This is a genomic window from Paraliobacillus sediminis, from assembly GCF_003426055.1.
Window position 1 is genome coordinate 1,017,374 of record NZ_QJSI01000003.1, and the last position, 26,774, is coordinate 1,044,147.

24 protein-coding genes, 1 riboswitch and 1 other annotated feature are annotated in these 26,774 nt (G+C 34.6%); of the genes, 2 read left to right on the top strand and 22 right to left on the bottom strand.

Annotated elements, in window-relative coordinates; translation table 11 throughout:
• Positions 1-96 precede the first annotated feature (96 nt).
• From D2K60_RS17940 to D2K60_RS18005, 14 genes are all read right to left on the bottom strand, one after another.
• On the bottom strand, positions 97-1,026 hold the full coding sequence (locus tag D2K60_RS17940; protein WP_117170442.1) for an SPOR domain-containing protein: 930 nt from the start codon (positions 1,024-1,026) through the stop codon (positions 97-99).
• 155 nt (positions 1,027-1,181) lie between these two features.
• On the bottom strand, positions 1,182-1,832 hold the full coding sequence (pilO, locus tag D2K60_RS17945) for a type 4a pilus biogenesis protein PilO (RefSeq protein ID WP_117170443.1): 651 nt from the start codon (positions 1,830-1,832) through the stop codon (positions 1,182-1,184).
• Between the two features lies 1 nt (position 1,833).
• Positions 1,834-2,361 (bottom strand): hypothetical protein, encoded by a 528-nt coding sequence (locus D2K60_RS17950; RefSeq protein ID WP_117170444.1) that lies wholly within the window; start codon positions 2,359-2,361, stop codon positions 1,834-1,836.
• Between the two features lie 41 nt (positions 2,362-2,402).
• A complete protein-coding gene (gene pilM, locus D2K60_RS17955) occupies positions 2,403-3,344 on the bottom strand; it encodes a type IV pilus biogenesis protein PilM (RefSeq protein ID WP_117170445.1) in 942 nt (313 codons plus the stop codon).
• 13 nt (positions 3,345-3,357) lie between these two features.
• Positions 3,358-4,113, bottom strand: a complete 756-nt coding sequence (locus D2K60_RS17960) for a prepilin peptidase (RefSeq protein ID WP_117170446.1) — start codon at positions 4,111-4,113, stop codon at positions 3,358-3,360.
• Positions 4,114-4,175: 62 nt separating this feature from the next.
• Positions 4,176-4,505: a competence type IV pilus major pilin ComGC gene (locus tag D2K60_RS17965; RefSeq protein ID WP_117170447.1), complete on the bottom strand. Its 330-nt coding sequence runs from the start codon at positions 4,503-4,505 to the stop codon at positions 4,176-4,178.
• Between the two features lie 55 nt (positions 4,506-4,560).
• Positions 4,561-4,641: riboswitch (cyclic di-GMP riboswitch) on the bottom strand.
• Between the two features lie 53 nt (positions 4,642-4,694).
• Positions 4,695-5,897, bottom strand: coding sequence for a type II secretion system F family protein (locus D2K60_RS17970; RefSeq protein WP_117170448.1), 1,203 nt, complete (start codon positions 5,895-5,897; stop codon positions 4,695-4,697).
• A 33-nt stretch (positions 5,898-5,930) separates the two neighbouring features.
• A complete protein-coding gene (locus tag D2K60_RS17975) occupies positions 5,931-6,971 on the bottom strand; it encodes a type IV pilus twitching motility protein PilT (protein WP_117170449.1) in 1,041 nt (346 codons plus the stop codon).
• A 10-nt stretch (positions 6,972-6,981) separates the two neighbouring features.
• Positions 6,982-8,607, bottom strand: coding sequence for a GspE/PulE family protein (locus D2K60_RS17980; protein WP_117170450.1), 1,626 nt, complete (start codon positions 8,605-8,607; stop codon positions 6,982-6,984).
• A 33-nt stretch (positions 8,608-8,640) separates the two neighbouring features.
• Positions 8,641-10,140: a pilus assembly PilX N-terminal domain-containing protein gene (locus tag D2K60_RS17985; RefSeq protein WP_117170451.1), complete on the bottom strand. Its 1,500-nt coding sequence runs from the start codon at positions 10,138-10,140 to the stop codon at positions 8,641-8,643.
• 9 nt (positions 10,141-10,149) lie between these two features.
• Complete coding sequence (locus D2K60_RS17990) at positions 10,150-10,572, bottom strand: PilW family protein (protein WP_162880788.1); 423 nt, start codon at positions 10,570-10,572, stop codon at positions 10,150-10,152.
• A gap of 11 nt (positions 10,573-10,583) precedes the next feature.
• Entirely contained in the window at positions 10,584-11,021 is a 438-nt protein-coding gene (locus D2K60_RS17995) for a type IV pilus modification PilV family protein (RefSeq protein WP_117170453.1), read from the bottom strand.
• A gap of 75 nt (positions 11,022-11,096) precedes the next feature.
• Positions 11,097-12,818: a sensor domain-containing diguanylate cyclase gene (locus tag D2K60_RS18000; RefSeq protein WP_117170454.1), complete on the bottom strand. Its 1,722-nt coding sequence runs from the start codon at positions 12,816-12,818 to the stop codon at positions 11,097-11,099.
• Between the two features lie 100 nt (positions 12,819-12,918).
• Positions 12,919-14,196, bottom strand: coding sequence for a bifunctional folylpolyglutamate synthase/dihydrofolate synthase (locus D2K60_RS18005; RefSeq protein WP_117170455.1), 1,278 nt, complete (start codon positions 14,194-14,196; stop codon positions 12,919-12,921).
• Between the two features lie 96 nt (positions 14,197-14,292).
• On the opposite strand from D2K60_RS18005, the gene D2K60_RS18010 reads away from it, so the two are divergent.
• A complete protein-coding gene (locus tag D2K60_RS18010) occupies positions 14,293-15,189 on the top strand; it encodes an ATP-grasp domain-containing protein (RefSeq protein ID WP_117170456.1) in 897 nt (298 codons plus the stop codon).
• A gap of 203 nt (positions 15,190-15,392) precedes the next feature.
• Here the strand turns inward: D2K60_RS18010 and D2K60_RS18015 are convergent, their stop codons facing one another.
• A complete protein-coding gene (locus tag D2K60_RS18015) occupies positions 15,393-18,041 on the bottom strand; it encodes a valine--tRNA ligase (protein ID WP_117170457.1) in 2,649 nt (882 codons plus the stop codon).
• Positions 18,042-18,105: 64 nt separating this feature from the next.
• Positions 18,106-18,337, bottom strand: a binding site (T-box leader).
• A gap of 133 nt (positions 18,338-18,470) precedes the next feature.
• On the opposite strand from D2K60_RS18015, the gene D2K60_RS18020 reads away from it, so the two are divergent.
• Positions 18,471-18,659, top strand: coding sequence for a hypothetical protein (locus tag D2K60_RS18020; protein WP_117170458.1), 189 nt, complete (start codon positions 18,471-18,473; stop codon positions 18,657-18,659).
• Here the strand turns inward: D2K60_RS18020 and D2K60_RS18025 are convergent.
• The 7 genes from D2K60_RS18025 to hemA all read right to left on the bottom strand — a co-directional run bounded on the left by D2K60_RS18025 (position 18,656) and on the right by hemA (position 26,597).
• Positions 18,656-19,675, bottom strand: coding sequence for a protein kinase family protein (locus tag D2K60_RS18025; RefSeq protein WP_117170459.1), 1,020 nt, complete (start codon positions 19,673-19,675; stop codon positions 18,656-18,658). The genes D2K60_RS18020 and D2K60_RS18025 overlap by 4 nt on opposite strands.
• Before the next feature lie 78 nt (positions 19,676-19,753).
• Positions 19,754-20,923, bottom strand: coding sequence for a stage VI sporulation protein D (gene spoVID / locus D2K60_RS18030; protein WP_117170460.1), 1,170 nt, complete (start codon positions 20,921-20,923; stop codon positions 19,754-19,756).
• A gap of 199 nt (positions 20,924-21,122) precedes the next feature.
• Positions 21,123-22,415 (bottom strand): glutamate-1-semialdehyde 2,1-aminomutase, encoded by a 1,293-nt coding sequence (gene hemL, locus D2K60_RS18035; RefSeq protein ID WP_117170461.1) that lies wholly within the window; start codon positions 22,413-22,415, stop codon positions 21,123-21,125.
• 19 nt (positions 22,416-22,434) lie between these two features.
• Complete coding sequence (gene hemB / locus D2K60_RS18040) at positions 22,435-23,412, bottom strand: porphobilinogen synthase (RefSeq protein ID WP_117170462.1); 978 nt, start codon at positions 23,410-23,412, stop codon at positions 22,435-22,437.
• The gene (locus D2K60_RS18045; protein WP_117170463.1) at positions 23,399-24,211 is read right to left on the bottom strand and encodes a uroporphyrinogen-III synthase; all 813 of its coding nucleotides are present in this window, start codon (positions 24,209-24,211) and stop codon (positions 23,399-23,401) included. Before D2K60_RS18045 ends, hemB begins: the two co-directional genes overlap by 14 nt.
• Positions 24,208-25,140: a hydroxymethylbilane synthase gene (hemC, locus tag D2K60_RS18050; protein WP_117170464.1), complete on the bottom strand. Its 933-nt coding sequence runs from the start codon at positions 25,138-25,140 to the stop codon at positions 24,208-24,210. Before hemC ends, D2K60_RS18045 begins: the two co-directional genes overlap by 4 nt.
• Before the next feature lie 86 nt (positions 25,141-25,226).
• Positions 25,227-26,597 carry a glutamyl-tRNA reductase gene (hemA, locus tag D2K60_RS18055; protein ID WP_117170465.1) on the bottom strand — a complete coding sequence of 457 codons (1,371 nt, stop codon included), beginning with the start codon at positions 26,595-26,597 and terminating at the stop codon, positions 25,227-25,229.
• Between the last annotated feature and the right edge of the window lie 177 nt (positions 26,598-26,774).

Below are 26,774 nucleotides of genomic sequence, written 5' to 3' on the forward strand. Positions count from 1 at the left end.
ATTAGTATATAAAAATATAATTTAGCTCAGACAAAAACAACACTTCTTTATTTTATTAATGGTAGGAATTACATTTCAACTAATTCTTAAGTTTTTTTATATTCTTTGATAAAGTTGCCATATCTCTAGTAATTGTAGTTGTTTATCTTCAATGCTTTCACCAGCAGCGATCATGGTGACAATTTTTTCAATCGATTCTTTCCACACTGTAACATTTTCTGGTAATCCTTCCGGCACTTCTGCCAACCAGTTCTTCCACGCCTCAAGTTGCTCGGAATCTGAAGCTTGGTTAACCCCCTCAACTGTATCTGTCCATAAAGTAGGGAATGTTTGTAACCATTCTATCACTTGCGGATTAAAATCGGCATTCCTTTCTGTTGTTGACCATGCACGTGCATATGCTTCCAACCCTTTTGCTTCCATATCACTTGCGATGGATTTCGCCGCTTCTTCCGTAGAAGTGATTCCGACAAATAATCGAAGTTGATCTCCTTCGTCCCACACCATTGGATTATATCCAGTGGCTACTACTTTATCCTGCCATTCAGTTGCTTTTTCTTTCGTTGAAAATACACCTACCTGAACAACAAAGGCTTGTAATGCCTCTAATGTCATACTTTCCCCATCAACAGTTTCAGCCGCCACGTCAGTATTTGTCCTAGTAGCTTCTGAGGATATTCTATCATTTGTCGCCAGAGTATCTTTATCATCTATTTCAACAAACATCTTTAAAATAATAAATCCTAATATAACACTAATCCCAATCGCACCACATGCAGTAAAAATAAACGCTTTTACAACCGAACTATTACTTTTACTTTTTTTCTTATTATTCAATGGACTATCGGTTGAGTGATTTTTTTCAAAAACATCCACCTCTTCGATCCTATCATCTTTATCTACACTAGCCGCTTGCTCAAACCAAGTGATTTTTTCAGGATAAGAGTCCCTGCTATGATCTTTACTATCCTGACTTTGCTGTTTTTTATTATTTATTTTTACCGTGATTTTATTATTTTCATCCACCTTAATTCCCTCGTTTCCTATAACATTGGGTTCACTCTATCATAATCGATATGAAAAGGTGGACGAGTTTTGTCAGCACGCGATAGGCAATTACCAACATAAACTTGCAAAATAACAGTGATTTCTTTCTTGTAAACAAAAAAACAAGAGGACCATTAATCTTGGTCCTCTTGTTCCTGTTCCTCATCTTCTTGATCTTGATCTTGATCTTGCTCTTGGTCATATTCAAATACGGGTGTTTCTGTTTGTAATGCAGTTAGAGTTGGATTGTAAAAGGTAGTTAAACCGATGGAGAGTTCAATACTCTCATCTTCTGTCTGAACAAATTCAATATTATTAATCTCCACGATGCGATCCATATTAGTCAACTCTGTTAAAAACTGATTCATTACATCATAATTTGTTGCTAGTACTTCCATTTGATAATTCATTTTTGTAAGTTCAGATGTAGCATCTGTATCCTGATCACTAGCTACTTGATCTTCACTATTCGTCAACAAGGTTATTGTACTGTTCGTTTTATTCTTAATTTCTTCAACGTTCAAAATCAGTTGATTAATTGCCTTATCTATCGGTAATTGCCTTTGTAAATTCAATGAATTAGCAACATCATCTTCAACCTCTTGTTTACTTACATCTGCATTTTTGATCAATTGATCCTGTTCTTCAAGTTCTTCTTGTAAGTATCTTACTTCCTGTTGACTAGGATAAATAAATTGATAATAAGATAAAAAGGCAATTATAATAACTAGTAACACTACACCAATCGACATTAATGAATAGATACGTGACCATTTAAATATCATTTTAATCAGCCTCTTCCACTAAATAATCTGCATTAATCCCAAAATTAAAAGTTGCAACATAGTAATCATCCATTTTTTCTAAATTTATTAAATTTAAATTCTCAGCATATGTCGATTCGTTAATATTTTGACTGAAGTTGGCAGCTTGCGATAACGCACTTAAATGAATACCTATCGTTATACCATTTGTAATAGAAAATGAATAGTTCTCAATATACGTATCGTTTGGCAAATTGGCACGGACATCGTCTAATAAAAATAAAGACGGATAAATAGCAGTTTCTAATTGCTTAATTTGCATTTGCAAGGTCTGTTTTTGTTGTTCTACCATGTTAAGCGTATTAATTTCAGCTATAATCTCTGTATTATCTATTTTTTCTTGTTGTAAAGAATCATACTTGTTCTCAATATTTGTATGGAAAAGAAAGAGACTAATACTAATAAGAAGCAGACTGAACATAAATATAGCAATTAGTAGATATAGGGCCGTATTTACTTTCCTTTTTTCAACAAAATTTATTTCTACCATATGGTTAGTCCCCTTACCATGAAGTTTAATTGGTTTTTTCTTTACTTTCTTAGTGTCAATCCATATACAGTTGCATACTCTGCTGGTAAATCGTTCGGAAATGCAATGGTTTTGACTGGTAAATTAAATCGTGAAGTCAATAATTCATTTATTGACTTTTGTCCTGGAAAATCACCGATTAATAATAAATCAGAAACTTGAGCATCGCCTGACATAATAGAATATTGATAGAAATCCATAAAACGTTCTATCGTTACGAACTGTTCATCGACCAGTTCTCTCCATATATTTTCATCAGCTTGCATCGAATCTTCAAAAACCTCATTATTCAAGACCACATCATAACTATTCAAATGAATATGGCGATTAAAGATCGGCTTCTGGTTATTAAAAACAGTTAAAACTAAATCCGTTTTATACCACTGGATCATAAGCAGATGTTCATCTTTATTTGCAAGGTCCAAATTATAATAAGTCCGATATGCTGACAGAAAAGATAGATCAGCAACTATCAGTTTTACATTCGCTTGCTCAAACACCTCTATGTAAGCTTTTAAGCGTTCATTTGGATATGCAAATAAAAGGATTTTATTCGTTTGTTCTTCTTCTGTAATAACTTCAAAATCTATAACTGGATTTTGAAAAGGAAGACGAATACTACCATCTAATTCTAATTCGATATATTTTTTCACTTCATCTTTAGTTAATTGTTTAGGTACAGATTCTTCTCGCATCGTAACGAAAGCATCCGGGACGCAAAATGTAAGGTGCTTATTCTTCCATTTTTTATCTTTAACTAGATTTTTAAAGATAGTAGTTAATCTTTTTTGATCTAAAATTCTACCATCCTCAACAACGCCTTGTTCCAATGGTATTTCTCCATAGTCACTAGCAGCTGTAACGTTTTTTTTAGATGAAACAAGATATCGAATCATCGTATCATTTATGGCGATGTTTATTCTATCTTTATTAAGTAGATTCATTTGTGTTCATCCTTTAAAAAAATGATGTAATATACCAATTGATTATGTAATTACCAAAATAATAAGTAGTTAATGCAGCCAGACAAATAGAAGGGCCAAATGGTACCGGACTTTTACGGTTAATTTTTTTAGTAGCCAATAATAGTAATGTTATAAGTGTACCGAAAATAGTAGCTAGAAAAAATGTCAGCAGGATTCCTTTATATCCTAACACAATTCCTAGGATAGTGAATAACTTCATATCACCCGCGCCCATCCCGCCTTTACTAACCAGAATGATAAGTGTTAATAATAAAAATCCCACCGCTGCACCAACCAATGAAGACCACCATGGTTCTAACGGATCTATGATACGTAAGATAATTAAAAACGGTAGGAAAAATAATAAGATTTTGTTAGGTATTAGCATATATGTGATGTCTGAAACAACAATAATTACACATAAAGAAGTGAGTAAAACTGCCATTACTAACTCCAGTTGAAAACCAAAAAAATAATAGCTAAAACTGAAAAGGAAAGCTGTAGATAATTCTATTGTAGGGTAAAGAGGAGAAATCTTTTCTTTACAGTTTCTGCATTTACCAGCTTGAAACAGATACGAAATAATCGGAATCAACTCATACCAATGCAATGTCTTATCACAACGGGGGCAATAAGAACGATCAGATTCTAAAAAGTTGTCATTTGGTATACGTAAACCAACAACATTGTAGAATGAACCAAATACACTTCCAAAAACAAAAAAAATAACGATATAATAGACTTCCATATTTTTTATCTCCTAATTATGTATAAAAGACCCCTTTGAAAAGGGGTCTTTTTAAATTATTATTACGGGGTGTATTCATATTGATTCGTATCTGTATCAAAAGAGACTGTACCCTCTGGTAGTTCATCATTATCCTCAAGATAACCAAGTCCTACAAGATCATCTGCATCCATACCATCAGTGAATTCATCTTGTACATCTGCTAATCTTGCTGCATCAAGTATCAATTCAATTTGTGCCTCATCAGCATCCTCTTCTGCATCACCAATAATATTCCCAATTGCAGGAACGGCAATTGCTACAATAATACCCAAGATAACAATAACTGCTAAAAGCTCTACTAATGTAAAACCTTTCTCATTGCGTAACATTTTCTTCATTCTAGTTAACATTTTATTATTCCTCCTCATTTAATTTTTTTGATAAAAAAAGACTCACAGCATAAAAAATGGTGTCAGCCGGTTGCACTACTAGCTCAAGTTTATCCAAGTGCCCAGTTACAGATAAACCCTCATCGCTTCTACTATTCGTTTTATACTAATAGTTCTATTATACTATACTTTTGTAACCTGTCTACACTTTTAGATGTTTTCAAATAAACTAAACATAGGTATTACGATCGCTAAAACAATTGCGCCTACTATTACTGCTAAAAATATAATCATTACCGGTTCAATGAGCGACTTAAACTTCTCTGATGACTCATCTAACTCTTGTTCATAAAAGTCAGAAACTTTTTTCAACATCGCATCAATGGAACCTGTTCGCTCTCCTACAACAATCATTTGCGTAATTAATTTAGGGAAGACCCAATGTTTTTCCATCGGTGTTGCTAATGACTCTCCCTTTTCAAGTGAATCCCTACTTTCACGCAAAACGCGTTTGATCACTTTATTATCTATAACACGTTCCGTTATTGTAACAGCTTGTAAGATTGGTACAGAACTATTTAACAATGAACTCAATGTTTGTGTCATTCTAGCAAGTAAAGACTTTTGAATAAACATACCGAATATTGGAATACGAAGTTTTACGACATCAAATAAATAAGAAATGTTTGGTCTTCGATTTAATAATCTAATAGTCACACCCAATACTAGTACTAGTAACATCATAACCCACCAATAAGCTTGAACAATATCACTAATACTTAATATTGCTGCCGTATATGGTGGTATTTCTTGGTCGAAAGATAGGAACATGTCCGTGAAAATCGGTACAATAAATGCAAGTAAAAAAATAGTGATAAATACGGCAACAATTCCAACCACAATTGGATATGTTAACGCAGTTATGATCTTTTGCTTTAACTGGTACTGTTTTTCATAATAGGTAGCCATCCGATCAAGAATTTCATCTAAATTACCACTAACTTCTCCAGCATGGATCATACTAATTAATAATTCAGGGAAAAGACGTGGGAATTCTGCTAAGGCATCAGATAGTCCTATTCCTTCTTCTAGATCGCTTTGAATTTGTTGTAGCGCTTTTTTAAGTGGCTTACTATGTGTTTGTTCTTCTAAAATAGACGTCGTTTCTACTAATGTTATACCGGCATCTATTAACGTCGAAAATTGACGCAGAAAAATAACAAAGTCCTTATTCTTTATTGGATTACCAATATAAATATCTTTGTATAAAAGTGAGTTTAATTCATTTATCTCAAATAAAATGAGTCCTTGAGACTTTAATTGCTTAATAGCTTCTTTTTCATTCTCACTACTAATCTTGCCTTTTTTTATCTTACCATCGACAGTTTTTGCTTTATACGCATAATAGTTCATAGATTTCCACCTCTTCCCCCATCATAACTTGTACTAAAAAGTCATATCTTTTAAATAGGGAGCCGCATGTTTTTGCGTTATTATCCCTTGTTGCAACATACGTTTAATATCCATTGTCATGGTATGCATACCATACTCTTTAGAAGTTTGCATGGTGTTAGGGATCTGATGCATTTTTTCTGATCGAATTAAATTTTTCACTGCAGGTGTGTTGATTAATATTTCGGTTGCTGCTGCCCGTCCTATTCCTTTTGCCAAAGGAAACAAACGTTGGGATACAATGGCTTCCAGCACATTAGCAAGTTGAATTCTTATTTGACTCTTTTGATGGGCAGGAAAAACATCAATAATCCGATCCATCGTTGAGGACGCATCAGTTGTGTGTAGCGTACCTAGAACTAAATGGCCGGTTTCTGCAGCAGTTATTGCTGTAGAAATTGTTTCTAAGTCGCGCATCTCACCCACTAGTATTACATCTGGATCTTGACGCAAACACGCACGTAATCCTTTTTGAAAACTACTTGTATCGAATCCTACTTCTCTTTGATCAATAATACATTTGTTATGCTGGTATAGATATTCGATCGGATCCTCTAAAGTAATAATATGTCTGTTCATTGTTTTGTTCATGTAATCAATCATTGCTGCTAAAGAAGTGCTTTTACCACTTCCAGTTGGACCTGTAACTAATACTAAACCTTGCGGGAGCCCTGCTATCTCCTTTAATACGTTAGGTAAATCTAATTCTTCAATTGATGGAATCGTAGTTGGAATTGTCCGGATAGCTAATGAGATACAATTTCGCTGAAAGAAAATATTCATCCGAAAGCGTGATACACCAGCAATTCCATGCGATAAATCTAGTTCTCTTTCTTCTACTAATTTAGACCACATATCTTCAGTGAGAATCGATTTAGCCATTTGCTCTGTATCAGTTGGTTCTAATCTATTCTGTCCATGAAGTTGTAACCGACCGTCCACACGAAAAATTGGTTGTGAACCAACAGTTAAATGAACATCTGACGCTTTTTTATGAAATGCTATTGTTAATAATTCTTCTAGTCTATTTTCCATGCTTCCTCACCTACTCTTCCGTTGCCACGCGTAATACTTCATCAAATGTAGTAATACCCTGTTGAACTTTTAATAGACCATCCATTAGCAAAAAGCGCATGCCACTTTGCTTCACATATTCTTTAATATCCGTCATATCAGATTGATTCATCATCATTTTTTTCACTTTATCATCAATTACTAAAAGCTCATGAATTGCTGATCTACCACGGTAACCCGTTGATCTACAACTATCACAACCAACACCTTCGACCACTTCGGTTAAATCTATATGATGACGTTCAAATATTTCCTTTTCCATTTTAGTCACTGGTCGTGTCTGTTTACAATCCACGCAAACTTTCTTAACTAAACGTTGGGCCATTACGGCTGATAAAGCGGAAACGACAAGATAAGGTTCAACATCCATATCAAATAAACGTGGAATCGCTGCAATCGCACTGTTTGTGTGTAATGTACTAAAAACTAAGTGCCCAGTTAATGCTGAACGTATTGCTATTTCAGCTGTTTCACGGTCACGAATTTCTCCAATCATAATAATATTTGGATCTTGACGTAAAATCGAACGTAGGCCTTTGGCAAAAGTAAGACCTACCGCATTATTTACTTGAACCTGATTGATACCTTCTAATTGATATTCAACTGGGTCTTCTATCGTAATAATGTTAACATCTTCCTGATTCAATTCATTTATTGATCCATAAAGTGTCGTTGTTTTTCCAGAACCTGTTGGACCTGTTAATAAAATTAGCCCTGAAGGTTGTTCAATTATCTTTTGATACTTATCTAGGGTATCTTTTGAAAAATCTAGTTCTGTCAATGTTTTGAAAATATTACTTAAATCTAAAATACGAATAACAATTTTTTCACCAAAAACTGTTGGTAAAGTTGAAATCCGTAAATCGACTGGCTTCGCATCAATGATCAAACGTATTCTTCCATCTTGTGGTAAGCGTGTATCCGTTATATTTAATTCCGATAAGATTTTTACACGAGCAATTAAAGCATTTTGTAATCGTTTTGGTATAGTTTTCTCTGTTCGTAACATACCATCAACTCTATATCGAATCATGACCTTTGATTCAGAAGGATCAATATGTACATCACTCGCTTTTAACGTTACACCTGTTTGTAATATTTGATCTAATATCCGAATGGCAGGCGCTTCTTCATTCTCAGCTGCTTCTTCTGTATACGCGTCTTCCATATCATAATATTTATTTATTGCTTGTAAAATATCATCTTTTGTTGCAATTACAGGTTTGATCGTAAACCCTGTTGATAGCTCTAAATCATCAATTGCGTAATAATCAAGTGGGTCATTCATCGCAACAGTTAATATATTCTCTTGTTGCTGAATAGGTAACAACGTATTTTCACGTGCTGTTTCTTTTCGAACAAGATCCATTAAACCTTCATCAATTGGAAAACGATATAAAGAAACGCTGGGGATTTTCAAATGTACTTCTAATACTTCTAATAATTGTTTTTCCGTAATATAGCCTTGTTCAACAAGTGCATCCCCAAGTTTTTGTTTCGATTTTTTTTGAGCTATTGCATCAATTATCTGTTGTTCGGTAATTAGACCATTTTCTTTTAGAACGTCACCAAGTTTGCGTTTATTCCGAATCGCCATCTGACCCCTCTTTTCATAACAATGATTAAAACCCTAGTTTAATTCTACTGTAGGCTGCTTTTCAATTAAGTCGTCCGTTGATGGCGAACTGCTAGATCCAAAAGGGAAGTCATCAAAATTAACTTTTTTATAAGTTAAAGAGCCACCTGATCCAACTGATAGTCTATTCGCTATAACAGTTCCTCTAAACTTACCACCGTCTACAATATCAACAGTTGCATATGGAGCCAATAACAAGGTGTTGTTTTCATATCCACCATTTACTTTGACATAATCCCCGCCCGTTAAAAGATGACCTTGTATTCCTCCTGAACTAGTAGTATAAATATCAGCATCTTCAGCAAATAAAGATCCTATAACTTTATCTTCACTCAGATCTACCTCTTTATTAGTTCCTTTCAAATATATTGTTAATTGATCAATAGTTCCGTCTATATTTAGTTTCGCATTATTATTTTTATGAAAGTTAATTGTCTCTTTAACATATATTGTAACCTTACCTCCACCAGTAATTTTAATTTCTCCCTGTTCAATGGATAACTCATCTAGTACAATTTCTCTATTTTCCCCATTTGTATCAATTTCTAATGTATTATTACCTGTAATGTGCAACTTTTTTAATGAAATGTTTTTATCAAGATTCAATACATATTCATTTGTTGCTTGATATATTGTCAATGTACCACTTTTTATTACATCATGGTTAGATCCCCACCTTTCTATTTGTTCATCAGGCATAACTTCAAAAACTGGATATACAGGGAAATTATTAATAATCTCTTTTGCAGTCAGAAAAATCTGATTCATATTTCCTATAGGTTTAACTTCGGGTATCTTACCGGAAAATCCATCATTATTATACTTTCCAGGATAATTTAATACGTTGCTTCCTATTAGTTCAGGAGCATGTACAATACCATTAATAGAACCACCATATTCTAAAGACACACCATCTATTTCGCTAAGATTTGTAGCTATATTCCCCGTTATCGAAGACCTTACAGTTATTTCATTCTGTACTAAAGCTGCTAAATTATCTGGTATCTCAATCGCACTTCCACTTCCAGACTTCCAATTTACTTGAAAGGGTTTTGTTACTGTACGCGTTCGCTTTCCAATTATGCCCTCTGATACAATTTGATAAGAGCGAGGATTACCTTCTGTTAATTGTTCTACTTTAACTTTAGCAGTTGGTTGTTCAGTAAAACTCTTTTCAAAATCTAAAATACTAGTACCATTTAATTGTTGATCAATGCGAGAATTAAAATCAGAATAAAAAGAAGCTTCTGTGTTTGAGGTTTCGTATATCGATTCAACGAGAGTTTTTATCTCTGCGTATGTTTGATTTGCTCCGCCCTCAGCTACATAGTAGGTAGCTTGATAATCTCGATCAACAGTAGTTAATTTGATATTAGCAAATGAAGCTGTAGCTAACGCCAAACCTAATAAAGATAATACTGTTAAGGCCATCATTACGATAACTAAAATTGCACCATCTTGATTTTTTTTGATATGTTTGTACTGGTTACGCATAAACTTCACCTACTCTCGCAAATAAATTACTGTAGACAGTGTTTCTATTTTTCCATTCCGATTTTGAAGACTACTAATCAATATTTCGAGTTTTCCATCTTTTTCAACAATATTAAAATCTGATATTTGGTCGCTAAGGACAGTACTATTTTTATAAAAAATTGGTTGTACTAGTTCATAACTATTTGTACCAATTGTTATTTCGTTTTCACTTATAACACTTACTTGGTCAGCTTCAGTTGATCGGATTTCCTTGGTAATAGTCGCCATAACATAACGAACTTGTTCCTGATAATTGATTTCTTCCGTTTGGTTTCGATATTGTTTTTGACCAAATATATGCGCAGATCCAATTAAAGCAATTATGATTGACATTAAAGCTAGAGCAGCTAATAATTCAATTAATGTCATACCTTTTTCATTTTTGAACATTAGCACACCTTCTAACTTTCCCATAATAGTTTTGTTTCCAACTGTGCTTCTAGTTTATTTGAGTCATTATATACCTTCACGACCACGTCATTTATATCGTCAGTAGTACTAAATGTAATACTAATATTATAAATATTAGTATCTTCAATTTGTTTCGTGAATATATAATCATAATTACTATCTGAATTATTCACATTATATGTATTCGATAAATAGGTAATTGTATCGGTATAACTCATCGTATTACTTAAATGATATATTTCTTCCAGTTCTGTTTGCGCAACATATGACGAATCAGTGATATCCTTTGATACATTATTTACTTTGGTTGATTGAATAAAAAACGTTAAAAAAGTAACAATTATAATCGAAAGTATAGCAATGGAAACAATTATCTCTACTAATGTCATACCTTTTTGATTGTTTATCCGCGAAAAACTTTTTGTCATTATTATCTCAGCCTTTTTAACTATATTCTTATCTTAAATATAGTACAATTTAAACTACTTGTATATGTTTTTCATTTATGACTGATAAACAGCAACTCTATTTCTACCTTTTTGCTTAGCCCCTACGTACATCGCACGATCTGCTAATCGAACCAATTCAAATGGATCTTCACAATGTTCTGGATAGCTTGCAACACCTATGCTAATGGTTACCGTAACATCAACACATTTTTCATTTTCTTGGATATGTGTATAGGTTGTAATTGTTTTACTCATAATGAGTTGCCGTAATTCTTCCGCAAGTTGCTGACTTTCTTCTGCATCCTTTCCAGGTAAAAACACAACAAATTCTTCGCCACCATATCGTGCTACTAACCCTTTATCACCAATAAATGTGCTAACGTGTTCTGCTACAGCTTTTAAAACCTCATTACCACATTCATGGCCATAGGTATCGTTAATCTTTTTAAAATAGTCTAAATCAAACAAAATAAGCGAAGCAATTTTTGATCTATTGGATTCTTTCGTTTGTGTACTATAATTTTGCATATACGCTTCAAAATAACGAAAATTATATAGACCAGTTAACTGATCGGTTTCACTTTGGATTTTTCTATCTTCATAATTCTTTGCGTTTTCTAACGCAATTCCCAGAAAATTATTAAGTATATTTAGTAACGTAAATAAGTGTTCCGTAAAGGCTTGTTTATGTTTCGATACAAAAACGATAATCGCAACTATTTCATTATTTCGTTTGACAGGCATAACAACGATACTTTCCCCGTCTTCAGGTATTGAGCTATCACGTAAATAATCCCATTCTTTCTTATGTTTATAATGCAGCATTTCTTCTTTTCTCCATGCTTGCTGGATAATCGTATTTCCTTCTTCAACGCAAATAGAGTCTGGATAAATAAGGCCTTCTAATTTAGTATAAGAGCGAATTAATTTTAAACTATTTTGATCTACAACATCATAAACCGTAGCATAGTCCACAGCGAAAATTTCTGTAATATGTGTTAAAAAAACAGAAATAACATCATTTCGTTCTAACTTACCTGTTAATGCTTGACCTATTTCATTCGTTTGTTTTAAATAGTAATTTACTGTTCTACTAGAATAAAATAGTTTCATAATAATAGATATGCTGATAAATGGTATGCCAACTACATAGATACCGATAACACCAAACTTGTCATACATTAAATAGAGAATAAAACCAATTGGTAAAACAATTAAAGTCGTAATCATTTCCCATAAAAAACCTTCATCAAAGAATTTTGTTTCTTGCACATAAAAGAAACGTTTAACAAAATAAAGAAAAATTTGATTAGACAGAAAAACAGTTACCACATAACCTATTAATTGCAATTGTTGCGTGAAAGAGTCTAAAACAATCGTTTCCTGTAAGCCGCCTACCCATTTATATACACTCGCTGACAATATCGATATAAATAGAAACATGAGTAGATTAAGTGGGACCCTAAATGCCTGACTTTTATCTATTTTAAGTTTAATTAAGACAACAACTAATGCAATTTGAGTTAGTAATACTTCAATAAATAACCCAAATATTAAAAAGACTGCAAACCCAATGCAATTCACCAAAAAAATCGGTGTTTTATTAACAATAATAGGAAAAAAGGAAACCGTGACCATAATGATCGCAAATGACAAGATGCTAAACAACTGATCGCCACTATAAATCGGCCAACTAGTATAAGTCCAAACTATAGATAATGGCCAAATAACTAACCAAACTATCCAAAGTAACATTCTTTTTGATTTTGAGACCATTTAGCTTCCTCCTTTAATAACGACAAGTCATATAGTTATAGTCATATATATTCATATTTTAAGTTTTCAGAATATATTAAAGATACCATAATAATTCTAATTACTCAAAGAAATCCCTAACTTTTCCAATGAAATCTAATGAACCAGTTATAAAAGTAATTTTTTTATTATCTTTATTTAGAATCTGTTCAAGTGCTTTCTGCAAATCCGGTTCTTGACCCTTCACACGGTTTTCTGAGTATTCATATAAAACGGATGCTTTCGCTGCTCTTTGATGGTCAAAACTTGTAAATGTTATCAAATCAAAATTCCCATCAAGTTGAGCAATCATTTCTTTTATTGGCTTATCAGCAAAAGCTGCGAAAAGTAATTGTTTCTTTTCGGTTGGAAAATATCGTTTCACGGTATCCAGAAATGCTGTAACGCCTTCCACGTTATGTGCTCCATCAACAATTACTATTGGATGATTTGAAATCTGTTCAAACCTACCAAAAAGCGTTGCCTGAAGCATTCCCGTTTCAACTGCATTGATTGCTTTGACGAATCCGCGATCACGTAGTTGCAACAGTGCCATTACAGCAAGTGTAGCGTTATGAATTTGATGTCGACCTCTCATCATTAGAGTGATTGGATATGATTCATCTTTTAATTGAAAAGTAAATGTCTCCCGTTTATTATTATCTAACTGTACATTCAAATAGTTAAAACCTTTTCCAATTTGTAAAAAGGACGCATGCCTTTCTTTAGCAATTCTTTGTATAACTCTCTCTGCTTCGCTTGGCATTTCTCCTAAAATAACTGGAACATTAGATTTGATAATTCCAGCTTTGTGCTGTGCTATTTCTTGATATGTCTCACCTAAAAATGTCCGATGATCAATACCAATAGTTGTGATAATTGATAAAATAGGCTTAATTGAGTTGGTTGCATCCTCAAGTCCACCCATCCCTGTTTCAATAATTGCTACATCAACATTCCCAGCAAAGTATCCATAAGCAATAGCCACAATTATTTCAAACGAGCTTGGTGGATTATCCTGTATCTCAAGTGTTTGAATTTCTGGTAGTAACTGATTAAATAGTTCGATAAATGATTGATCGGATATGGCTTGATGGTTGATTTGAATCATATCATTTCGCTTCGTTATACTTGGCGAAGTAAATGTACCCACTCTATACTCACTCAAAACCAAACAAGTCGATATATATGTTAGTGTTGATCCTTTTCCGTTTGTTCCTGCTATATGTACTGATTTAAATTTCTTCTCTGGATGGTCAATTGCTTCTAATAAGCTGTTTACTCTTTCTAATCCAGGCTTTATTCCGCCTCTTGTTCGAGCATCTAAAAATGCATCTATTTCTTCTATTTTATAAAACAATCGCTTTAACCTACTTTCCTAAACCTACTTTTTCATTCATAATAAAATATTATATCAAACAATTAGTAATTAACGGTTTGAGAGGGGATTATTTTTATGAATGGTTGGGTTATTTATAATGGTAATTTGTCGAGTGATAAATTTATCAGCTTTTCAACGTGGATACAACATGCAGGTAATAAAGTAGGCATAACTATAAAAATAGTTAAGAATGATCAAATTCTTTCTATTGTTGATTCTACTGGATTAAACTTACTTCAGTCAATTGAACAAGGTCATTTACCAGACTTCGTACTATTTATTGATAAAGATATTGCATTAGCACGGCAATTAGAATTGATAGGCATACGAGTCTTTAATTCCGCTGATGCGATTGAATTATGTGACAATAAAGTGTTAATGTATCAAGCATTAGCACATAAAAAGCTGCCCATTCCTAAAACAATTATTGCACCAAAAATTTTCACAGGTGCAGATACAATAGCGATGGAAAACTTTTATGAAATTGAAAAAGTATTAACGTATCCACTTATTATTAAGGAAGGCTATGGTTCTTATGGAGAACAAGTTTATTTAATAGCTGATCGCAATCAATTAGTAGAGAGAATACAACTGATTTATGATCGTCCCTTTTTATTTCAAGAATTTATTGGATCAAGCTATGGACGGGATGTTCGAATCAATGTTGTAGGAAATGAGGTAGTGGCTGCAGTAACACGCTTTGCTGCAGATGACTTCCGAGCCAATGTCCAATTAGGCAGTACGATGGAAGCATATCAACCTTCAGAAGTTGAAAAAGATCTTGCTATTAAAGCCACACAAGCTGTTGGAGCAGATTTTGCTGGTGTGGATTTGTTGTTTGGAGAAAACGGTAACCCGATTATCTGTGAAGTGAATACAAATGCACATATAGAAAATATTTTTCATCACACAGGCGTAAATGTTGCAGATCACATCGTTGCATTTATTAAAATGCAACTTAGCGAAAGATAAATGAATCTTGGATTTCGATTCAGTTTGCTGTTCGCTCGATTATTAAATTTATCGCTCGATTCTGCCTGCGTTCGCCCGATTATTTGATTTATCGCCTGATTCCAACTCCTGTTCGCCCGATATTGTTAGATCTTTCTTATATATTTAATCAAATGAAAACAGCTAAAGTACGGTAGCACCGCGCTTTAGCTGTTTTCATTTGATTAACCTTGTAGTTCTTTAATACGTTCTTCAACTTTTGCTCGTTTAACTACGTAATCTTTTTCTTTTTGTTTTTCTTCTTCAACTACTTTTTCTGGTGCTTTACTAACAAAGCTTTCGTTGCCTAATTTTTTCTGTACACGTTCTACTTCTTTATTTAACTTATCAAATTCTGCCTGTAATCGCGCAATTTCTTTATCTGTATCAATTAGTCCTTCTAATGGTAAATAAAGATCTGCACCTGTTACTACAGCAGACATCGCTTTTTCTGGCACATCTACATTTATTGAAATTGTTAATTCACTTGTGTTACAAAAACGCTCGAGATAATGTCGATTTGCTTCTAGTTGTGCTTCTATTTCTGTATCATTTGCTTGAACAAATAAGACAATTTGTTTCGACATTGGCGTATCTACTTCCGCACGAATGTTTCGAACAGAACGTATAATTGCAACAAGACGTTTCATTTCATCTGCTGCACCTTCATCGTGTAAATCATTACGAACTTCTGGCCATGCTGCACGCGTAATTGATTCACCTTGATGTGGCAAGTACTGCCAAATTTCCTCTGTAACAAATGGCATAAACGGATGAAGCATGCGCATCGTATTGTCTAATACATAAGCAAGGACAGAGCGTGTCGTGTGCTTCTGTTCTTCATCTTCTCCGTACAAAGGAAGTTTCGCCATTTCAATGTACCAATCACAAAATTCATCCCAGATAAAGTTGTACAGGTAACGACCAGCTTCACCAAAGTCATAGCGCTCAACATTTTTATTAACGTGCTCAATCGTTTCATTTAAGCGCGTCAAAATCCATTTATCTGCAACAGACTTTTCACCAGTCAGATCAATTTCTTCGTACTTCAACTCTTCCATGTTCATTAATACGAATCGCGATGCATTCCAAATCTTATTGATGAAATTCCATGTTGATTCTACCTTTTCCCATTGGAAACGTAGATCCTGACCTGGAGTTGATCCTGTTGCTAAGAAGTAGCGTAATGAATCCGCACCGTACTTCTCAATCACTTCCATTGGATCTATACCATTACCTAAAGACTTACTCATTTTTCGACCATCAGCGTCACGTACTAGTCCATGAATTAAGACATCTTCAAATGGACGTTCATCATTAAATTCTTTAGATTGGAAAATCATACGAGCAACCCAGAAGAAAATAATATCATAACCAGTTACAATCGTATTTGTTGGAAAGAAGTGTTTAAAGTCTTCATCCTCTGTATTCGGCCAATTTAATGTTGAAAAAGGCCATAACGCGGAAGAGAACCAGGTATCTAATACATCGTTATCTTGCTCCCAATTTTCAATGTCTGTTGGCGCATCTTTACCTACATATATTTCACCAGTTTTCTTATGGTACCAAGCTGGAATTCTGTGTCCCCACCATAATTGGCGTGAAATACACCAATCTCGAATGTTCTCCATCCAATTTAAATAAGTTCCTTCAAAACGTTTTGGTACAAAATTAACCTTTTCATCTTCAGATTTTTTTTGTAATTCAACCGCTTGATCTGCCAGTGGTTGCATATTAACAAACCATTGTGTTGATAAATAGGGTTCTACAACAGCACCACTGCGTTCCGAATGACCTACAGAATGCATATGTTCTTCAATCTTGAATAAAACACCTGCTTCTTGAAGATCAGCAACTATCTGTTTGCGACAATCAAAACGATCCATACCTTGATATTTTAAAGCTTTATCATTCATTGTCCCATCTTCATTCATTACCAAAATACGCTCTAGATTATGACGATTACCAACTTCAAAATCATTTGGATCATGGGCCGGGGTTATCTTCACTACACCAGAACCGAAATCCATCTCGACATAATCGTCCGCGATAATTTCAATTTCACGTCCAACGATTGGTAAGATAACTTTCTTACCAATTAAATGTTGATAACGCTCATCTTTCGGGTGAACAGCAACGGCAGTATCACCAAGCATCGTTTCTGGTCGAGTTGTAGCAATTTCGATATATCCTTCTTCATCTTTAAGCGGATAACGCATGTGATAAAAATGTCCTTGGATCTCTTCATGAATAACTTCTATATCCGATAAAGCTGTTTTTGTCGCAGGATCCCAGTTAATAATGTATTCTCCACGATAAATTAAACCTTTTTCATATAACGTAACAAAAACTTCTTTTACAGCTTCAGATAAACCTTCATCTAATGTGAAACGTTCACGAGAATAATCTAAACCAAGTCCTAGCATTGCCCATTGGTCACGGATAAATGAAGCATATTCATCTTTCCATTCCCACGCTTTGTCTAAAAACTTTTCACGACCAAGATCATATTTACTTATACCCTCTTCACGAAGTTTAGCTTCTACCTTTGCTTGCGTAGCAATTCCAGCATGATCCATTCCAGGTAAATATAAAACATCATAGCCCTGCATCCGTTTAATACGTGTAATCATGTCTTGCAACGTTGTATCCCATGCATGACCAATATGCAGTTTTCCTGTCACGTTTGGTGGTGGAATTACAATTGTATATGGCTTCTTCTTTTTATCTCCATCAGCTTCAAAAAACTTCCCATCAACCCAATATTGATAGCGTCCTTTTTCAACTGCTGTTGCATCATATTTTGGCGGTAAATTTTTACTCTCTTCACTCATAACATTTTTCCTCCTCATTATCATCAATTCGTTTCCGAAAACATAAAAAAACCCTTAACATCCAATAAAGGACGAAAAGGGCTTGATTTCCGTGGTACCACCTTTGTTTACATTTTTCTAAAAAAATGCACACTCAATAGGATATAACGGTTCTTCACCGGCTTCTCCTACTCAACATTCAAAGAAGCTGCATCCAAGGCGACATTCCAAAACAGATTATCCTAAGAAATCTTTCAGCAAATGATTTCTCTCTCTAATGGCATCTCTTTTGTACTCTTCCTTTTCTTCGCATTTTAATTTCAATTATACTTATAACAGCTATTTTATACAATGTATTAGTGAAAAGTCAATAAGCAACTCAAAAAGACAGGCACAATTCATGCTACCTGTCATAAAATACACCAAAAGAATTAGAGAGGAGTAACCTAAATGAGCCGCTTTTATCGTTTTCGTTTGCCTCCATGGTGTCAGCAGTGGTTACTTATTATTGAACGTTGTATGATGCCTATCTTAATCGTACAATGCGTAAGAACTTTATTTTTTCCAACCACATTTGATGTGCTATTACTAGGTGTTTTTATGGGGATATATATTGCATTCTATTTTAAATGGATCTAGTCATTCTCTTCTTTTGTTTGATTTTCAATTACTGCGTTCCGATTATGTTCAAGCATCTCTTGAAACATTACACCAGCTAACAACCGACGATACTGTTGCAACAGCTGTCTAATCTGAAAAGGATGTGCTTGGGCTTGATCGAACTCTTGTATGACTTGTAAGTAGGGGAAAGGTTGTAATAAATGAATCGCCAATAAACTTCGCTCACTATTTTTTAGTGGATTCTGATTTTCGTAATAAGAAAAATCCTCAATGATTTTTGTCATGTTTGTGTCGTGCTGAAAACACGCTCGATGCAAGTAGTTTTGGAGATCCAGCATACTATCACCAAAATGTGCATGCTCCCAGTTAATTAGAACTGTTTGATCCGATGTAAATATATGATGCGTTGCAGACAAATAACCATGACAGATTGATTGATACGTTGTTTGTTCTTCCTTTATATCGGTTAAGTAATTGTCATACCATTTAGAAAGTTGCCTCAAAGCATTTAATATATCTCGAAGCTGTGTACAAACTTCTAAACCAAATGGTGGCATGTAACGAATCTGTTCAAAATGAACTATGTATTGAAGGAGCAAGGATTTAACATCTTCATGCTTCTTCTTTTCATCCTCAATTTTCTTTTCGATTGTCTCTATTTCTATTGAATACGCTTGTTTGGTTTCCACATGCAGACGACCAACAGTTGCAAATATCGCCTGTTGTTTATCGGTTGTATGATCACCTTTTTCACTATCAAACCAAGGGGATAAATAGTAAATTCCCTTTTGATGTTTACAATAAATTTGTCCTTCAATAGTTCGATAAACAGGTGAAATTAAAGACAGATCTCTAGCAGCCTTTAATTGATATAGTTCTTGCCACTGTTCAACCGTATCTTCTTCCAATCTTGCGTGTTTTAAAGCGAAATTATAATTATTACTAGTGATTTTCCAAAGTCTTGGAGTTACTTTTGTTACAGTGAATGAATGAATGCCATAAGCATGCAAAATTTCTGTTATACCTTCCACCATTAAACACCTCCACCTTTGTATTGAAACAAAGAAACGATAACACCCACATGGCTAGAAGTGAATGCTACCGTACACCTATTATTTCTTCTCTTTTTTACGTTTTTCTGGTATATATAAAATTTGGCCGCTCTTCAAATCATCATTCGCTAAATTATTTGTTTGTGATAATTGTAAAGGAGATAGATCATAACGATCTGCTAATGTCTGTAACGTGTCTGTGCCTTGAACGATACACATTCGAAGTTTTGTATACGCTTGTTCCTCTTCTTCTTCATTAAATATATCTAACAAATAAGTTGCTTCTTGCTGCTCGTCATCCACTCGTTTTGAATCCTTTGTTTTTACCTCTATTCGATTAACTTCTACATCATCTTCTACATTTGCTTCTAATAATTCTTCTGAAGCAATGGATTCGATGGATTCAACCGACTCGATTAGTTCGACTGATGCAATGGATTCTATTGATTCCTCATTTGAATCCTCATGATCAAAAAAGGTAGCAAAAGATTGTGACTTTTTGTTTGGCCAGCGTTCGATACTTTCTTCCTTTTCTTCCTTTTCTTCCTTTACCTCTTTTTCTTCTGGTACTTCTTTTGAAACATCTTTTATTATTGGAGGTTCTGGACTACGATTATCTTCAGCTTCTTTTTCATCTGCTGCTTCTTTAAGATCAAAAGTAAATGTATCCTCGCTATTAATCCAAGGATCCTCTACATCACTCACTGTTTCTGTTAATTCTTCTTCAACTTCGTATTGTTTTATTTCTTCTAGCTCTTCTCTTTCCTTTACTTCATCATCATGCACACCATGAATTGCAATGGAAGCACGGATTTTCAATTGACTACTATCCGGTAGTTCATAATCAAATGCTTCAATTCCGACCATTATCTCATCTAAATTGGTTACTCTATTCAATGGGATAGACACCTCAACAGGAAAATGATGCGAAAATTGATTCACACCTTCATCTTGTGGTTTAACTTCATCCATATAACGATGCGTTGGATAGTCGATACTGTCGATATCTTCTCTATTAGCAACAGCTTCAAGATCTAATTTTTGATCTTCAAAAAAATACTCTCCTTTTAATTCCATAACACCTCGAATTGAAACGTACTCTCGATATTCTTGAACCGAAATTTCCGGTTCTAAAGAGATACCAATCATTTCTTTAACTTCCTGTCCGTTTTTAAAGCTTAGCACTTCATTTAAATCAAATGTAAAGACAGATGAATCATCATAGGACATTGCTATTCCTCCTTCCTAATAAAACAACGTACCTTTCTTTTACAGATATATGTACCAAATTAAAATATATGCAAAAAAATCATTGGATAAAGAAGCAAAAATCTAACCTACTCTAATTATATGATCGTTACTAAATTTGATTACCAAAAGAACAAAAAAAAGTGTAGCTGTTGAGTTAATTCTCAGCTACACTTTTCATTTATTCATTTGATATTTTTTTAAATGCAACGTGAGCCGCTGCAATTGTCTTGTCGATGTCACCATCAGTATGTGCGGTAGATAAAAAGATGCCTTCAAACTGAGACGGAGGTAAGAAGATGCCTTCTTCAATCATCGAACGGTAGTAACTCGCAAAGTAATCTACATTAGATTTACTCGCTGTTTCGTAATTAGTCACTGGCTCTGCATTAAAGAAGAAGCCAATCATTGAGCCTGCACGATTAACTTGTAAGTCTATATCAAATTCGTTAGCGGCTTTCATATACCCATCGACTAAGCGATCGACTTTTTGATTAAGCTTCACATATGCGTCCTGATCCATTGCTTTTAATGTTTCATAACCCGCAGTCATTGCTAGTGGATTACCCGATAATGTACCTGCTTGATAGATATCACCAGTGGGAGCAACCTTCTCCATGATTTCTCTTTTTCCACCGTAGGCACCTACAGGAAGTCCTCCACCAATCACTTTACCAAGACAAGTTAAGTCTGGTGTTACACCGAAGTGTCCTTGTGCACAATTATACCCAACGCGAAATCCGGTCATCACTTCATCAAAAATAAGAAGGGATTCATTTTTTTCGGTAATATCCCGTAAGTTTTGTAAAAAACCAGCTTGTGGTGGCACAACACCCATGTTACCTGAAACAGGCTCAATAATTACCGCAGCAATATCATCACCAAACTGATCAAATGCATACTGAACGCTCTTAAAATCGTTATATGGCACAGTAATGGTATCCAGCGCAACAGAGCGAGGCACGCCAGGGCTATCAGGTAATCCTAAGGTAGCCACACCAGAACCAGCTTTAATTAGCAATGAATCACCATGTCCATGATAGTTCCCAACGAATTTAAGGATTTTATCGCGACCCGTATATCCTCTAGCAAGTCTTAAAGCACTCATTGTTGCTTCTGTCCCTGAGTTAACCATTCGCACCATTTCAATTGATGGAACTCGATCAATGACGAGTTTTGCTAATTCGTTTTCCAATAAAGTTGGAGCACCAAAGCTTGTACCTTTTTCAACTACCGCTTTTAATTTATCAACCACTCTAGGATCCGCATGACCCAAAATTAACGGGCCCCAGCTTAAGACGTAATCAATGTAATCATTACCATCAATGTCGCTAATCTTTGATCCTTTTCCACTTTCCATGAAAATTGGATTCATTCCAACTGATTTAAATGCTCGAACCGGTGAATTAACTCCTCCTGGTAGAAGATCAACCGCTTCTTTGTAAGCATCAATTGATTTATCGAAATTCCTCATTGTAATGCACCTCTTCCTGCTATTCTTGCAACCACTTAGCAACGTCTTTTGCATGATAGGTCATAATCAAATCTGCCCCCGCACGTTTCATCGATGTTAATTTTTCTAAGACAATACTTCGCTCATCTATCCAGCCATTCTGCGCGGCAGCTTTCACCATCGAGTACTCTCCACTAACATTATAAGCAACAATTGGAACATCATGACGTTCCCGAACATCTCTTATTATATCCATATATGCTAATGCTGGCTTCACGATTAAAAAATCCGCGCCCTCATCTACATCACTTGCTGCCTCACGAAGTGCTTCCAATCGATTAGCAGGATCCATTTGATATGTTTTACGATCACCAAACTGCGGCGCACTTTGAGCTGCATCGCGAAAAGGACCATAAAAAGCAGATGCATATTTTACTGCATAGGACATAATCGGAGTGTTTTCAAAACCTGCATCATCTAAGCCTTGACGAATACCTGCAACAAAGCCATCCATCATATTAGATGGTGCAATAATGTCTGCACCAGCTTTTGCTTGAGACACAGCTGTTTCTATAATTAATTGTAATGATTGATCATTATCAACATCACCGTTATGTATCACACCGCAGTGTCCATGTGAGGTATATTCGCATAAACATGTATCCGCAATCGTCAACATTTCAGGGAAGTTATTTTTAATTTGACGCAAAGCCTGTTGTACGATACCAGTTGTACAGTAAGCCTGTGTGCCAACTTCATCTTTCTCTTTTGGAATTCCAAATAACAATACGCCATGAATCCCTAGGCGCACTAGCTCATTTATTTCCTCATTCAAATTATCTAATGATACTTGAAAACAACCTGGCATAGAAGAAATCTCGTCTTTGATGTCTTCACCCTCAACAACAAACATGGGATAAATAAGATCATTTGTTGATAACACTGTTTCTCTTACTAAAGCTCTCATATTAGCCGAGGATCTTAACCTTCTGTGCCTTTTAAAATTATGTTCTTTCATTATCTTCACCTTCTCTTTCTTGTGAAAAAAAGTCAACTATTTCTATTACCATTTTTTCTGTGGTAAATTCTTGAGGTAAACGTATTTTTTTAAAACCATTTATTTTTGCTGTTTTAGCAGTCGTTGTGCCAATACAAACACATAAACGATTTTGCTTTATCCTAACTAATTCTGCTTGAACAGATTCTAATTGCTCATCAAATGCTTCAACGGTTGACGGACTTGTAAAAGTATAACCGTCAATTTCATTATGCTTAATACGTTTTATTAATTCAGTTTGATTGTCTCGGTTCACCACCGTATCATAGACAATCACATAATCTATGTAGACCTGACTTTTCTCTAATACAGCTTTCACTTCTAATGGAGAGCGGTTTCCTACCACCAACAACACTTTTTCATCTGAACCAAAATGGGCAACAAACTCTTCAGCCATTGCCTCACCATGATAATGTGTAGGATAAAAAGCAGCTTCGTATCCATATGATTGTAGCATTTGCTCTGTCTTTTTACCAACAACAGCAAATTGTAGCCCTTTTAATACAGATTCATTAATGTTATATCTAACTAACTGCTCAAAGAAATAAATAACACCATTCGCACTTGTGAAAAAAATCCACTTAAAATCTTCCATACTTTTTAATAATCGATGCGTACTAGAAGATTTGTGCAATTGAAAAGTTAATAATGGAATATGAATAACTTTAGCGCCCTCATTTTCTAATTGCTTGGAGAAAATCTCACCATGTTCTTCTGCACGTGTTACAAGAATTGTTTTTCCTTGCAATGGGGCAATCATTCGTTTTCTAGCTCCTCTTTCACTTTCCGTACTATTTCATCTGCACCTTGTTCTTTTAAACGTGCTGCAGCCTCTTGCCCAACTGCTACCGGGTCTTCTCCACGTACAATTTCGTGTAAAATCGTTTTTCCATCTGGTGTTGACACAAGTGCAGATAATACAATATCATTCCCATCTAATTGAGCATAGCCTGCTATAGGAACTTGACATCCGCCCTGTAATAGATGTAAAAATGTGCGTTCTGCTGTTACCGTCCGAGTGGTTTCTTCATCACGAATTTTCTCTAGCCAATAAATTAGCTCTGTATCTGTTTCACGACATTCAATGGCTAATGCGCCCTGACCAACAGCTGGTACACTAATAGTTGGATCGAGATATTCTGTTACGACTTCTTTACTCCATCCCATTCTACTAAGGCCAGCTGCAGCTAAAATTATCGCGTCATAATCCTCGTCTTTTAACTTTCTTAAACGTGTATTAATATTACCACGAATCCACTTAATCTCTATATCTGGACGAATTGCTAGAATTTGTGAACTTCTACGTAAACTACTTGTTCCAACGATTGCACCCTCAGGTAAATCTTTAAATGCAATATGATTGTTTGATATAAACGCATCACGATGATCTTCTCTTGAAGGGATCGTTCCAATAAGTAAACCTGTAGCAACTTTTGAAGGCATATCCTTCATGCTGTGAACCGCTAAATCAATTTCCTCGTTATACATTGCCTGTTCAATTTCTTTAACAAACAATCCCTTACCTCCAACTTTTGACAAGGTTACATCTAAAATTCTGTCTCCTTTAGTAGATATTTTTTTTATCTCAAAAGTAAATGGTGCATTTACTTTTTTTAATTGCTCAATTGCCCATTCTGTTTGCGTTATAGCCAAAGGACTTTTTCGTGAACCAATAATGATATTACGCACGCTTTATCATTCCTCTCTAATTTAAAACATTTATGTAATTCATTTTAACAATACCCCACCATTAATTACAAAGGGTGGGGTATTGTTTAACGCATTAAAACTGGTTCCAAATTTATATTGGCTTTTTTATTAACAGTTTTTAATGCGATCACATTATTATCTTCCGTTTGTTCAGCTATTTTATCTTTCACTAAATCTTCAATTCCAAAAATCTTAGTTAATAGCTTCAACGATTCATCGGCTTCAGGCCCTCCTGATAATTCTTTGGCCTGTAAGATAGGTTGTTTCAATAACTGATTAATAATACTCTTCGTATGCTTACTAATCACTTTACGTTCACGTTCTGTTAGTCCTGGAATTTTCCGTTCAATACTTTTCATTGTGTCAGCTTGAATACTTAATGCATGTTCGCGTAATGATGAAATAATTGGAACAACACCTAAGGTCTTTACCCAATCATTGAATTCAACAATTTCCTTTTCGACCATCATTTCAATTTGTTCTGACGCCAATTGTCTTGAATAATTATTTTGATCTACAACACCTTGTAGATCATCTATATCATTTAAGCTAATACCCTCTAACGTTGCAATAGCAGGATCAATATCACGCGGCAAGGCAATATCTACAATAAATAATGGTTTTCCTTGTCGATTTTCTACAATTGGCGCAAGCATATCCTTTGTCAAAACAAAATCTTTAGAATCCGTTGAGCTAATAAAAATATCAGCTTCTAATAACGCATCATCAAATTCTTGTGCCGAACGTGCTTGTCCTCGGAACTGCTTTGCAAGTGCTTGTGCTTTTTCAAACGTACGATTTATCACAGTAATTTGTTCAACACCCGAACCCTGTAAATTTTTCGCAGCTAGTTCTCCCATTTTTCCAGCACCTAAAATCACAATATGCTTAGAAGCTAAATTAGGAAACATCTTTTTGGCTAATGTAACTGCTGCATAACTTACTGAGACAGCATTCTCTCCAATTGCTGTTTCTTTATGCGCACGTTTAGCAAGGGTAATCGATTGTTTAAATAGCTGATTAAACATCGTCCCTGTAATACTATTACGTTGCGCAAGTAAAAATGAATGTTTTATTTGTCCTAATATTTGTGTTTCTCCGACAACCATTGAATCAAGTCCAGATGTCACACGAAACAAGTGCTCTTTTGCACCATCATTTTCATAAATAACTAAATGAGAAGAAAAGCTTTCTTTATCTATATCGAACCAATTCGCTAAGAACTGTTTCAAATAATAACGTCCTGTGTGTATTTGATCTACAACAGCGTATATCTCTGTACGATTACAAGTAGAAACAATTACATTCTCCAAGACACTTTTCTGTTTATTTAACGTTTGCATCGCTTCAACAAGCTCATCCGCTTGAAACGTTAACTTCTCTCTGATATCAATTGGAGCAGTTCTATAATTGACACCAACCATCAGGATATGCACACTATCTACCCCCAAGTTTCCGTAACACACGGTTACATATCTTATTATATCATTTTTTATATGAATCAAACGTTATTAAATAGCACAACTTTTTGACAATATATTCTCAAAATTAAAAACATCACTTTTTTATCTTTACCTACCAAGATTATGGTAAGATAAGTAATGTCGGCTGTA

Excerpts from the sequence above, each read along its gene's own strand:
- D2K60_RS18020 (WP_117170458.1), top strand. The coding sequence starts at position 18,471 with ATGAGCCGCTTTTATCGTTTTCGTTTGCCTCCATGGTGTCAGCAGTGG.
- D2K60_RS17985 (WP_117170451.1), bottom strand. The coding sequence starts at position 10,140 with ATGCGTAACCAGTACAAACATATCAAAAAAAATCAAGATGGTGCAATT.
- D2K60_RS17990 (WP_162880788.1), bottom strand. The coding sequence starts at position 10,572 with ATGTTCAAAAATGAAAAAGGTATGACATTAATTGAATTATTAGCTGCT.
- hemL (WP_117170461.1), bottom strand. The coding sequence starts at position 22,415 with ATGAGGAATTTCGATAAATCAATTGATGCTTACAAAGAAGCGGTTGAT.
- D2K60_RS17980 (WP_117170450.1), bottom strand. The coding sequence starts at position 8,607 with ATGGCGATTCGGAATAAACGCAAACTTGGTGACGTTCTAAAAGAAAAT.
- spoVID (WP_117170460.1), bottom strand. The coding sequence starts at position 20,923 with ATGTCCTATGATGATTCATCTGTCTTTACATTTGATTTAAATGAAGTG.
- D2K60_RS18025 (WP_117170459.1), bottom strand. The coding sequence starts at position 19,675 with ATGGTGGAAGGTATAACAGAAATTTTGCATGCTTATGGCATTCATTCA.
- pilM (WP_117170445.1), bottom strand. The coding sequence starts at position 3,344 with ATGAATCTACTTAATAAAGATAGAATAAACATCGCCATAAATGATACG.
- hemB (WP_117170462.1), bottom strand. The coding sequence starts at position 23,412 with ATGAAAGAACATAATTTTAAAAGGCACAGAAGGTTAAGATCCTCGGCT.
- D2K60_RS18000 (WP_117170454.1), bottom strand. The coding sequence starts at position 12,818 with ATGGTCTCAAAATCAAAAAGAATGTTACTTTGGATAGTTTGGTTAGTT.
- pilO (WP_117170443.1), bottom strand. The coding sequence starts at position 1,832 with ATGATATTTAAATGGTCACGTATCTATTCATTAATGTCGATTGGTGTA.
- D2K60_RS18015 (WP_117170457.1), bottom strand. The coding sequence starts at position 18,041 with ATGAGTGAAGAGAGTAAAAATTTACCGCCAAAATATGATGCAACAGCA.
- D2K60_RS17965 (WP_117170447.1), bottom strand. The coding sequence starts at position 4,505 with ATGTTAACTAGAATGAAGAAAATGTTACGCAATGAGAAAGGTTTTACA.
- D2K60_RS18045 (WP_117170463.1), bottom strand. The coding sequence starts at position 24,211 with ATGATTGCCCCATTGCAAGGAAAAACAATTCTTGTAACACGTGCAGAA.
- D2K60_RS17950 (WP_117170444.1), bottom strand. The coding sequence starts at position 2,361 with ATGGTAGAAATAAATTTTGTTGAAAAAAGGAAAGTAAATACGGCCCTA.
- D2K60_RS18010 (WP_117170456.1), top strand. The coding sequence starts at position 14,293 with ATGAATGGTTGGGTTATTTATAATGGTAATTTGTCGAGTGATAAATTT.
- D2K60_RS17995 (WP_117170453.1), bottom strand. The coding sequence starts at position 11,021 with ATGACAAAAAGTTTTTCGCGGATAAACAATCAAAAAGGTATGACATTA.
- D2K60_RS17970 (WP_117170448.1), bottom strand. The coding sequence starts at position 5,897 with ATGAACTATTATGCGTATAAAGCAAAAACTGTCGATGGTAAGATAAAA.
- D2K60_RS17975 (WP_117170449.1), bottom strand. The coding sequence starts at position 6,971 with ATGGAAAATAGACTAGAAGAATTATTAACAATAGCATTTCATAAAAAA.
- D2K60_RS17960 (WP_117170446.1), bottom strand. The coding sequence starts at position 4,113 with ATGGAAGTCTATTATATCGTTATTTTTTTTGTTTTTGGAAGTGTATTT.